The sequence below is a fragment of the Acinetobacter sp. WU_MDCI_Abxd143 genome (assembly GCF_025514195.1).
GTDB lineage: Bacteria > Pseudomonadota > Gammaproteobacteria > Pseudomonadales > Moraxellaceae > Acinetobacter > Acinetobacter pittii_H.
This window is the reverse complement of record NZ_JAHPTH010000043.1, coordinates 1-527: the sequence shown is the minus strand read 5'-3', so window position 1 is coordinate 527 and position 527 is coordinate 1. Positions and strand designations below refer to the sequence as shown.

The 527-nt window shown below is 63.2% G+C and carries 1 protein-coding gene; it reads left to right on the top strand.

Translation table 11 applies throughout. The features are described from left to right. On the top strand, positions 1 to 527 hold a 527-nt coding region (locus KTI79_RS19110), incomplete at both ends, for a hypothetical protein (RefSeq protein WP_262468851.1).

Genomic DNA, 527 nt, shown 5'->3' with positions numbered 1-527 from the left:
GATGATGATCGCGGTGGCCGTTCAGGTGGTCGAGGCCGAGGTCGCAGTCGTGATGACGACGATGATGATGACGATCGCGGTGGCCGCTCAGGTGGTCGAGGCCGAGGTCGCAGTCGTGATGACGACGATGATGATGACGATCGCGGTGGCCGTTCAGGTGGTCGAGGCCGAGGTCGCAGTCGTGATGACGACGATGATGATGACGATCGTGGTGGCCGCTCAGGTGGTCGAGGTCGTGGTCGCAGTCGTGATGACGATGATGATGATGATCGCGGTGGTCGCTCAGGCGGACGAGGTCGTGGTCGCAGCCGTGATGACGACGACGATGATGATCGCGGTGGCCGCTCAGGCGGACGAGGTCGTGGTCGCAGCCGTGATGACGACGACGATGATGATCGCGGTGGCCGCTCAGGTGGTCGAGGCCGTGGCCGCAACCGTGATGATGACGATGATGATGATCGCGGTGGCCGCTCAGGTGGTCGAGGTCGTGGCCGCAGCCGTGATGACGACGATGATGACGATCGTGG